The sequence below is a fragment of the Hoylesella enoeca JCM 12259 genome, assembly GCF_000613405.1.
Classification (GTDB): Bacteria; Bacteroidota; Bacteroidia; order Bacteroidales; family Bacteroidaceae; genus Prevotella; species Prevotella enoeca.
Window position 1 is genome coordinate 1 of the sequence record NZ_BAIX01000062.1, and the last position, 9,301, is coordinate 9,301.

7 protein-coding genes, 2 tRNA genes and 3 pseudogenes are annotated in these 9,301 nt (G+C 44.0%); 4 read left to right on the forward strand and 8 right to left on the reverse strand.

What is annotated here, in order from left to right:
* From JCM12259_RS15395 to JCM12259_RS11760, 8 genes and pseudogenes are all read right to left on the reverse strand, one after another.
* A pseudogene (locus JCM12259_RS15395) lies at positions 1 to 585 on the reverse strand (PcfJ domain-containing protein); the annotation flags it as partial.
* Between the two features lie 4 nt (positions 586 to 589).
* Entirely contained in the window at positions 590 to 1,000 is a 411-nt protein-coding gene (locus JCM12259_RS11735; RefSeq protein WP_025066594.1) for a PcfK-like family protein, read from the reverse strand.
* A 6-nt stretch (positions 1,001 to 1,006) separates the two neighbouring features.
* Positions 1,007 to 1,467 (reverse strand): annotated as a pseudogene (locus JCM12259_RS16325) (hypothetical protein).
* 352 nt (positions 1,468 to 1,819) lie between these two features.
* Positions 1,820 to 2,167, reverse strand: coding sequence for a hypothetical protein (locus tag JCM12259_RS11740; RefSeq protein ID WP_025066595.1), 348 nt, complete (start codon positions 2,165 to 2,167; stop codon positions 1,820 to 1,822).
* Between the two features lie 139 nt (positions 2,168 to 2,306).
* Positions 2,307 to 2,770: pseudogene (locus JCM12259_RS15400) on the reverse strand (DUF1896 domain-containing protein).
* 37 nt (positions 2,771 to 2,807) lie between these two features.
* Positions 2,808 to 4,031, reverse strand: a complete 1,224-nt coding sequence (locus JCM12259_RS11750; RefSeq protein WP_004343236.1) for a site-specific integrase — start codon at positions 4,029 to 4,031, stop codon at positions 2,808 to 2,810.
* Positions 4,032 to 4,387: 356 nt separating this feature from the next.
* A tRNA-Asp gene (locus tag JCM12259_RS11755) sits at positions 4,388 to 4,461 on the reverse strand.
* A gap of 25 nt (positions 4,462 to 4,486) precedes the next feature.
* Positions 4,487 to 4,563: transfer RNA gene (locus tag JCM12259_RS11760), tRNA-Asp, on the reverse strand.
* 476 nt (positions 4,564 to 5,039) lie between these two features.
* Here JCM12259_RS11760 and JCM12259_RS11765 point away from each other — a divergent pair.
* The 4 genes from JCM12259_RS11765 to proS all read left to right on the forward strand — a co-directional run bounded on the left by JCM12259_RS11765 (position 5,040) and on the right by proS (position 9,098).
* A complete protein-coding gene (locus JCM12259_RS11765) occupies positions 5,040 to 5,999 on the forward strand; it encodes an SPFH domain-containing protein (protein ID WP_025066596.1) in 960 nt (319 codons plus the stop codon).
* 56 nt (positions 6,000 to 6,055) lie between these two features.
* Positions 6,056 to 6,253 carry a type II toxin-antitoxin system antitoxin gene (locus JCM12259_RS11770; protein ID WP_025066597.1) on the forward strand — a complete coding sequence of 66 codons (198 nt, stop codon included), beginning with the start codon at positions 6,056 to 6,058 and terminating at the stop codon, positions 6,251 to 6,253.
* A gap of 13 nt (positions 6,254 to 6,266) precedes the next feature.
* Entirely contained in the window at positions 6,267 to 7,505 is a 1,239-nt protein-coding gene (locus JCM12259_RS11775) for an alpha/beta hydrolase family protein (RefSeq protein ID WP_025066598.1), read from the forward strand.
* A 111-nt stretch (positions 7,506 to 7,616) separates the two neighbouring features.
* On the forward strand, positions 7,617 to 9,098 hold the full coding sequence (proS, locus tag JCM12259_RS11780; RefSeq protein ID WP_025066599.1) for a proline--tRNA ligase: 1,482 nt from the start codon (positions 7,617 to 7,619) through the stop codon (positions 9,096 to 9,098).
* The last annotated feature ends 203 nt before the right edge of the window (positions 9,099 to 9,301 follow it).

Below are 9,301 nucleotides of genomic sequence, written 5' to 3' on the forward strand. Positions count from 1 at the left end.
CATATCGTGAAAATCATCCTTGAAACCATTCCTGCGGAGTGTGTCCGTAACCTTGAACTTCGGATATGTCTGAGAATAGGCTGCATATTGGTAGGCTTCGTTGTCGTTGCGTATTGCCATAGGAGCACAAAAGGAAAATGTATCAACGTAATGTCCCAATATACGTTGTATGGCAACCAATGCTTTCCGCCCTTGTGCGTTCCACCAATATTGCCCGATTTCAAGCACATAGTGTTCAGCCTTGCAGCCTTTCTCCATTTCAGCCACGAGGAGGAACATACGCAAAACTTGATACCCCTCACAAGCGGTAAGCGTGGTAAAATACCGCTTCTGCTGCAATTTCCTTTGGAAAGTCTCCTTGACCTGCAACTTTGCCCTGCAAACCGTGCAAGTGCAAGTTTCTCTCTGTTTGTCCATTACCCAACTATGCCCACAATCCATACAAGTAGTACGACCTTTTGGCAAGCGGTAGGCAAAGTGGTCTATGCACTCACGGAAAGCCCACTTGCTTTGTGTCTTGGTTATCGGGCGAAGATGCTTGCTTTGCCCCAAAACCGCCTTTTCAAATTTGTTTCTCGGTTTCATAGGCTTAATCGAATAAGGAGGGTTGCACAACCTTGTTTTCCGCTTTCTTGGTACGCTCGCTGTGGCTACGCATCTTGGCAAGCTGTTCGCGTTGGTACTGCTCGATGGCTTGTCTGCGTGCTTCTGCCTTTTCCTCGTCCGTGAGCTGTACCACATGGTTTACCGCCACATGGCAATCAAGGGGTTTGCCGATGTCGATATTATCCTCATCGAAAAAATGCACTGCCATAGAATAGATTTCATCGTCGTCGAAACCTTTGCAACCGCTTTTCTTCACCTCGTTTAAGATGTAGGTTACACAATCTTCTATGTTCTTGTTAGGCTTCATCAAGTTGGGGGCAAACAAGGGGTCTGTCGCTGCACGCTGGTTGAGATACTCTGTAATCGTCCGTGTAAAATGTTCTGTTCCTTTCATAGTTCTTTAATATTTAGGAATTTCTACTATTTGATTGATGCGTCCATATAGGTAGGCTCTTAGGCTTGTTCTGTCGGGTGCGTAATACTCTGTCCATTGTCCGTACTGATTGACAAGGTATTTCTTCAGTACATCAAAGAAGTCAAAGCGATAGCCTTGCAGTGGAACGGCTGTGCGGAAATAGGTATTAGAGTTCACCGCTTCGCATAGCCAATTCTTTTCCTCACGCTCATACACTCGCCACGATTGAGTTTTGCACGTAGGAGATATACTTTACTATTACAAAGACTCTCCAAAGGGGGAACGTCCCATTGTACAAACTTAATTGCCAACACTTGCTCACTCTTTTCAACCGTAGGGTTAATGCGGTAATGAGAGGAGGAGCTATATCCTTTGCTGTTCATCGAAGATGTTGTATTTGGCTTTCCCTTCGGTCGCCCTCTTCGAGTTCCTTTTTGCTTATCCATAGCGACATTTTTTTTATGCGTCCAAAGATCGGAGTATGCTGATTCCTTTTTGTAGCAAAAAAGAGGTAGCGGGGCGGGCTTGCACAAGGTTTTGGCGGAAAATACAACCCGTAGGTGTGGAGATTTTCCAGACAAACCAAGCGGCACAGACCTTTTGAAAGCCACAAGCCCCGTACTACCTTTGCGGATAAAAAGGGAACAGCATCCGTCTCCTTGTCATCGCATATCGTGGAGCATTGGAAAAGAAGCAAAAGTGCAACAGCCGTAGTGGAAAATAGAAAAGGTGGCTATCTCAAAAAGCGAGATAACCACCTGATGAAATAAAATGAAAGGTTTTACAGAACTATGCTTCTCAAAGCACGCATAGCAGGATGGCACAGAGAATTGCCAACCAGAAGAGAATGCTCAGCAGCGTAATTGTCACTTTTAGAATTACCCTGACTATAAAGCGCAGTATCAGAAAACCTGCAATGACAGAGACGGCAGTTACGACTTGCGGCGTTACAATCTTCGAGATAAGCCAAATGACACCGATAACGACGGAAAGCAGGATAGTGAGTTCGATGAAGCGTGTCCAACCGAAGCGGCGGACTTGCTTGGGAGAAGTCGGCTGCTGCTTGATATTATCGGTTTTGTTCGATGCGTCTGCCTTGATGAAGGCAGGTGTGTGAACGTCTTGATTCATGATAAATGTATTCATATCGGAGCTTTTAATAGTTCAAGAGCAATAACAAGATGCGCAGGCTACACAAAGACAAGTGTTAGTACAAACTCTTGGCGTGTGGAGCGGAGCGTTTATCTTGGCTCTTGACACTACAAAAGCTTCCGATGGTGTTACATCAGATCATGTTCTCACTATCGACTGTTGGCAGACCATTAACCTCAATGAGCAGAACGATTGTTCCTGTCAGTTCGGTGTAGAGTTTCTCATACTCCGGACTTGCGCCAAAGTCGTCCGTCAGTTCATACTTGTTGAAAACGCTTTGTACGGTCTTATTCTTCAGAAGCATTGGTGTTAGTCTTTCGGGAAGAGGAGAAGGGAGTTCTTTCTCAAACTCATTCTCTAAAACTGAAACAAGGGTGTCGTACTTGGAGAAATGTAGTCCTTGATACAGAACTTCGCTTGCCATTACCTCTGCCTCCGGGTGAGAGAATCCTTGTGCCATTGCATCACAGTAGCAGTAAGGGCTTCATCAGCTCTTGCCGTTATGAATGGTTTGTCACTCAGCATTTCGGGGAAATGCTCACCAAGATAAGTCTCTAACTTCAATCGGAAGTAAGACATTTCTTTCTTTGTTTCCATAATCTTCTTTCTATTTTAGAGTTATTACATTATCATATTACATACCCATTGCCGTATTGAACTTGTCAAGCTTGCCGGCCAGTTCTTCCATATCATGCTCTATCTTCTTGTTCGTGATACGCGCGTAGATTTGGGTGGTTTTTAGGTTGGTGTGCCCCAGCATCTTTGACACACTTTCCATTGGAACGCCTTTGCTCAGTGACATTGTAGCAAATGTATGGCGAGCCATGTGGAAAGTAAGATTTTTGCCAATACCGCAAATGTCAGCTATTTCCTTTAGATAAGCATTCATTTTTTGATTACTTAATACAGGAAACAGTTTACTATCACGATAAGTCTTATTGCTATATTTAGCTATAATCTGCTTTGGAATATCAAGAAGCAGAATATTAGATTCTACATTTGTTTTCTGTCTCTTCGTCATAATCCACTGTTTGTCATCCATATTAACTAAATGTTCCGGTGTGAGATTGGCAACATCTATGTATGACAAGCCTGTGAAACATGAGAATATGAATATATCACGGACAAGGGATAAACGAGGTATCGTAAGTTTTTTATTCACAATTTTGAGAATTTCTTCATCAGTGAGAAATCCTCTGTCGACAAGCTCCAAGTGAAAATGGTAATTAGCAAACGGATCATGGTGCAGCACACCCAATTTCCGACCTAAAATGGTTATTGTCTTAAAAATCTTCATTGTCTTTGTTGCTGTGTTACGACATTGCCCGGCAGCTGTTTGCAGATAAAGGTCAAAATCATAGATGACAGTATAAGTTAATTCACACAACTTTATATCTGTCCGACTATATTTCTGCTTCAAGAACTCTGCAAAGTGGCGCTTGCATAATTCATACTTTCGCAAAGTAGTAGCAGATACAGAAACTCCTACTTGCTTTCGGAAGTCTTCATTATGCTTCTCGAAAAGAGCCATAAATGTATCTATGTCTCCTTTCTTTCCTAAAAACTCTTCTTTGATTCGTTCCAAACACAAATCATCTGAAAACTCCAAACGGCGGAAGATATTAAGCAACCCATTACTGATATTATCGAGTTGCAAATTCGTCCTCAGGACTTCAGTTGTTCGACCTTTGAGACGTTCTTTGTCAATATCCCAAAGAGACTTCAAAACAGAGATTCCCGTTGAGCCGATCGAGAGACGCTCATTGTTGAGATAGATTCTCAACATCACAGGATTCTTCCCTTCTTTGTTCACGTAATTACTTCTAAGATAGAAGGTTGACTTAAAAATTGACTTCATAAATACTTGTTTTTAATTGTAGCCATAGTATGGATTTTGTGTAGCCAAAACCAAAAAACAGTGTAGCCATTTGTATCCACTACTATGCTGCAAAGTTCAACATAATTTCCAAATGATGAGCAATTCTTACGTACTCTTGATGTACTCTGTAGCCACTCTTGGCTACAATTTTTGAAATTCAAAAAATTCTGTAGCTGAATTGTAGCCGTTGTGGAGTATTTTGGGATATTTTTGTGTATCTACACATACTCCGAAAAGAAGAAGTGATACAAAACAAAAGTATCATAACTCCTTGAAGTTATGATACTTACGATTTTCTTTAGAAATCTCTGATGCTATTTTCAGAGTATTTAAAGCGGTGCGTACGAGATTCGAACTCGTGACCTCCTGCGTGACAGGCAGGCATTCTAACCAACTGAACTAACGCACCAATTGGTGCTTATCAAGAAACGAATTGGCGGTGCGTACGAGATTCGAACTCGTGACCTCCTGCGTGACAGGCAGGCATTCTAACCAACTGAACTAACGCACCAAACTCGTTTAGCTCTTACTAAGCGGTTGCAAAGGTAGTGATAATATTTTGTTCGACCAAATTCTTTCCGATATTTTTTAAAGAAATGTTGCTTCATTCACTATCAAATAAAGCCTTCAATGCCATCAATCCACTTGTCACGAACCATCGGATCCAATCTGAGAGAGCCGCATCAATAGATCGTTTTTTATTTCATTGATTTTCAATAAGCTATAAATCCATTTGCAACTAACGGTTAATTGCAGTGTAACCAACGCTTAAACGCACGACAATTGATGCTTATTTGCAGCGCGATTAAGCATCGGTCAAAGAGCCGTTTTTGCATTATCATCCTCCAGGTGAAACAAATTTAGTCTTCGATCATGCGTTAAATAAAGTTTAATTTACAAGAAAACACTTGACAAAATTAAATGAAATGATGATATTTGCAATATCAAAATGATGTCAAATCAATTTAATTAGAAACAAATAAAGTGATGGAAACAAAAGAATTTGCCTTTAAAGGTTTGGTCATGAATGGATTCTTGATGCTCTTTGCGGGCATTTTGCTTGTAATCATAGGTGCCTTTTCTGTTGGTAGCGGCATCGGAATGCACAACGACATGGGCATGATTGTCCCTATCACAGGCATTTTCGAGATCGTGGCAGGCGTGTTGATCTTCCGCGGTTTTATCAGATTGGAACCCAACGAAGCACGCGTGATGATGTTTTTTGGGAAATACCGCGGCACGTTTACGCTCGTGGGCTTTCACTGGGTGAATCCTTTCATCAATACAAAACATCTCTCTCTTCGGGCACGTAACCTGGATGCAGAACCTATCAAGGTAAATGACAAAGTGGGAAATCCCGTGATGATCGGGATGGTTTTGGTGTGGAAACTGCGCGATACGTATAAAGCTATCTTCGAAATAGACTCGCAGACTATGGCTCGAACGGCCGGAAACAGTACGCTCGGCACTGATGTAACGAGCATTATGCGGGCATTCGAACGTTTTGTACAAGTGCAGAGCGATGCCGCTTTGCGCCAAGTGGCAGGGCAATATGCCTATGACAATGCAGAAGTAGATACCAATGAACCCACATTACGGGACAGTGGCGAGGAGATCAACCGTCAATTGGAAGAGAAACTCGATGAACGACTGGCCATGGCAGGCATTGAAATCGTGGAAGCACGCATCAATTACTTGGCTTATGCACCTGAAATTGCAGCCGTGATGTTGCGTCGTCAACAAGCCAGTGCTATCATTTCGGCTCGGGAAAAGATTGTAGAGGGAGCCGTTACGATGGTGAAAATGGCACTTGAAAAGCTGGCAGAAGACAACATTGTGGAGCTTGACGAAGAGAAAAAAGCCGCTATGGTGAGCAACCTCATGGTGGTTTTGTGTGGCGACAACACTGCTCAGCCAGTGGTAAATACGGGTACATTGAATATGTAAAGTAGCAAATAGACCACTCTCCTTTCTCTCCGGAATATGAAGAGAATCGACTTTGTATGGCTAAAAAAGAAAATAGTGTCAAGAGTTTTGTGCTTCGTGTCGATGCCGAGACGATGAATGCAATCGAGAAATGGGCCGCAGATGAGTTTCGTTCCATCAATGGACAACTGCAATGGATCATTTCTGAGGCGTTGCGCAAAAGTGGTCGACTTCCCAAGAGGCAAAAAACGACAGACAGAACAGCGTCTAAATAATCACCCAAACAAGATGAAAAAACATATCATTGCATTACTGTTGTTTGCTTGTCCATTGTTGACAATGGGGCAGAAAATCACCGGAACATGGTCGGGCGAACTCTCTGTGGGTCCTCAGCAATTGCACGTTAATTTTAATCTCAGCACCAATGAGAGTGGCACTGACGTCTGCACATTAGATAGTCCGGATCAAGGTGCTATGGGAATCGAGGCCGTTGCCGATCTTGTTTCGGCCGACTCGCTGAGCATTAGTATTCCGATAATCGGGGCTTCGTACACGGGCAAATTGCGGGATGGTGTTATCCATGGCCGGTTTACACAGAATGGTTACACGTTTCCACTCGACTTGTGCCCCGGATCATACGAACCCAAGCGGCCACAGACACCGCGTCCCAAGTTGTCTTACCGCACGGAGGAAGTTAGTTTTACCAATCCCGAGGGTACAGCAGTGCTCTCGGGCACTTTATCTTATCCCATTGGATGGAAAGCGTCACGTCGAGTGCCGGTGGCACTGATGGTTACCGGTAGTGGATTGCAGGACAGAGACGAAATGATTTTCAGTCATCGGCCCTTTGCCGTGATAGCAAATGCATTGGCCGAGCACGGTGTTGCCACATTGAGATACGACGATCGTGGATTCGGAAAGTCGACAGGTGACGGGAAAAATGCCACGATTTACGATTTCGCTAAGGATGCCGCAGCCGGTGTCCAGTATCTGAAAAACTTGAAACTATTTAGCAAAGTGGGCATCATCGGCCATAGCGAAGGGGCTGCTATTGCGCTAATGCTGGCCTCGGAAGGCAAAGTCGACTTCGCCATTGCATTGGCTTCGCCCGGCGTTCAAGGCGACAGCATCAGCACAGAACAGAACAATCGATTGCTCGCTCGTGCCGGTTCATCCGTCAGGATGACCGTTCGTAGCCTGCGCGAAAAGCTGAAATCCGCTCCTACTAATCTGCGGCTCCAATCCCTTTTAGACTTTAACCCACAGCCATACATCAAAAAAGTGAGATGTCCTGCAATGATTTTAAATGGCGAAAAAGATGTACAAGTGATTGCAGCAACCAATCTTTCTACCATCAAGCGCCTGCTTCCGCCGAACAAGCAAAATTTTATTAAGGTGTATCCGGGTCTCAACCACCTTTTCCAACACTGTCAGACAGGTTTCCCTGATGAATATTCGCATATCGAAGAAACCTTTTCGCCCGAAGTGTTAATCGATATAGAGCAGTGGATCAACGCTTTGAAATAAAATAAATTATCGCAAAGACGTGCGGGGATTATTTGCTCAAATCTTCTGACTTTATGCACGTTTTACAGTGATTTTCCGTAATTTTGCCGCGAAATTACAGTTAATCCACTTATGGCAAAAGAACTAAAAGAGTTGACCAAGCGCTCAGACAATTACAGTCAATGGTATAACGACTTGGTGGTAAAAGCCGAACTGGCAGAGCAATCAGCCGTTCGCGGTTGCATGGTAATCAAACCTTACGGTTACGCAATATGGGAAAAGATGCAGCACCAACTTGATAAGATGTTTAAAGAGACCGGTGCCCAGAACGCATATTTCCCCTTGTTAATTCCCAAATCATTTCTTTCTCGTGAGGCCGAACATGTCAAAGGTTTTGCCAAAGAGTGTGCCGTGGTGACCCATTATCGGTTGAAAGCCAGTGAAGACGGCAACAGCGTGGAGGTAGATCCAGCTGCACGTCTTGAAGAAGAACTCATTATTCGTCCCACTTCGGAGACAATCATTTGGAACACATATAAGAATTGGATTCACTCTTGGCGTGACCTACCGCTGATGTGCAACCAATGGTGTAACGTAATGCGATGGGAAATGCGCACAAGACCTTTCCTTCGCACTTCGGAATTCCTCTGGCAAGAAGGTCACACAGCACACGCCACACGCGAAGAAGCCGAAGAAGAGGCTCAGAAAATGCTGCATGTCTATGCCGATTTTGCAGAACAGTGGATGGCGGTACCCGTTGTTCGAGGTGTCAAAAGCGAAACCGAGCGATTTGCCGGAGCCTTGGATACATACACAATCGAAGCGATGATGCAGGATGGAAAGGCTTTGCAGAGTGGTACGTCGCACTTCTTGGGACAGAATTTTGCTAAGTCTTTTGATGTCACTTACCTCAACAAGGAAAACAAACCCGAATATGTGTGGGCCACTTCATGGGGAGTCAGCACCCGATTGATCGGTGCGCTCATTATGACCCACAGCGACGACAATGGTCTTGTGCTGCCTCCGAGGCTCGCTCCGATCCAAGTTGTCATCATCCCTATTAGTAAAGGTCCGGAACAATTACAGGCCATCACCGAAAAAATAATGCCGATCATGGAGCAACTTCGTGCACTCGGCATCTCTGTCAAGTATGACGACGCCGACAACAAACGTCCCGGATTCAAATTCGCCGATTATGAATTGAAAGGTGTTCCCGTGCGTTTGGTTATGGGCGCACGTGATCTTGAAAACGAAACCGTAGAACTCATGCGTCGCGATACACTCGAAAAAGAAACGAGATCGATCACAGGAATCGTTGAATATGTGAAAGACTTACTCGACGAAATGCAGCAAAATATCTTCCAAAAAGCACTCAAATTCCGAGATGATCACATCTATACGTGCGACAACTACGATGAATTCAAGGCACGGATCAAGGATGGCGGCTTCTTCCTTTGTCCTTGGGATGGTAGCGAAGAGACCGAAGCCAAGATCAAAGAAGACACACAAGCCACGATCCGTTGCGTGCCTTTCAATGTCGATCAGACGCCAGGCATTGATATGGTCAGCGGTAAACCGTCTAAATATCGCGTCATTATTGCGCGCAGCTATTAACGGCCTCAAACCGTTAATAGCTCCCCCTTTTCCGGGCTATAAAGAGTTTGATAAATCAATCATTGAAGAATTATTTTCATCCGTCTCTTGCATAGTTAAGATTTATTACTTACCTTTGCCCCCAGTTTCCGCTTTCGCCCCCTAAGTTAGGGGGATGAGGGGTCTGAACAATTAAAGAGATGATTAAACAAACAAATATAACC

What these genes read in the sequence shown, in the direction of transcription:
- proS (WP_025066599.1), top strand. Translation starts at nt 7,617, where the DNA reads ATGGCAAAAGAACTAAAAGAGTTGACCAAGCGCTCAGACAATTACAGT.
- JCM12259_RS11735 (WP_025066594.1), bottom strand. Translation starts at nt 1,000, where the DNA reads ATGAAAGGAACAGAACATTTTACACGGACGATTACAGAGTATCTCAAC.
- JCM12259_RS11770 (WP_025066597.1), top strand. Translation starts at nt 6,056, where the DNA reads ATGGCTAAAAAAGAAAATAGTGTCAAGAGTTTTGTGCTTCGTGTCGAT.
- JCM12259_RS11750 (WP_004343236.1), bottom strand. Translation starts at nt 4,031, where the DNA reads ATGAAGTCAATTTTTAAGTCAACCTTCTATCTTAGAAGTAATTACGTG.
- JCM12259_RS11775 (WP_025066598.1), top strand. Translation starts at nt 6,267, where the DNA reads ATGAAAAAACATATCATTGCATTACTGTTGTTTGCTTGTCCATTGTTG.
- JCM12259_RS11740 (WP_025066595.1), bottom strand. Translation starts at nt 2,167, where the DNA reads ATGAATACATTTATCATGAATCAAGACGTTCACACACCTGCCTTCATC.
- JCM12259_RS11765 (WP_025066596.1), top strand. Translation starts at nt 5,040, where the DNA reads ATGGAAACAAAAGAATTTGCCTTTAAAGGTTTGGTCATGAATGGATTC.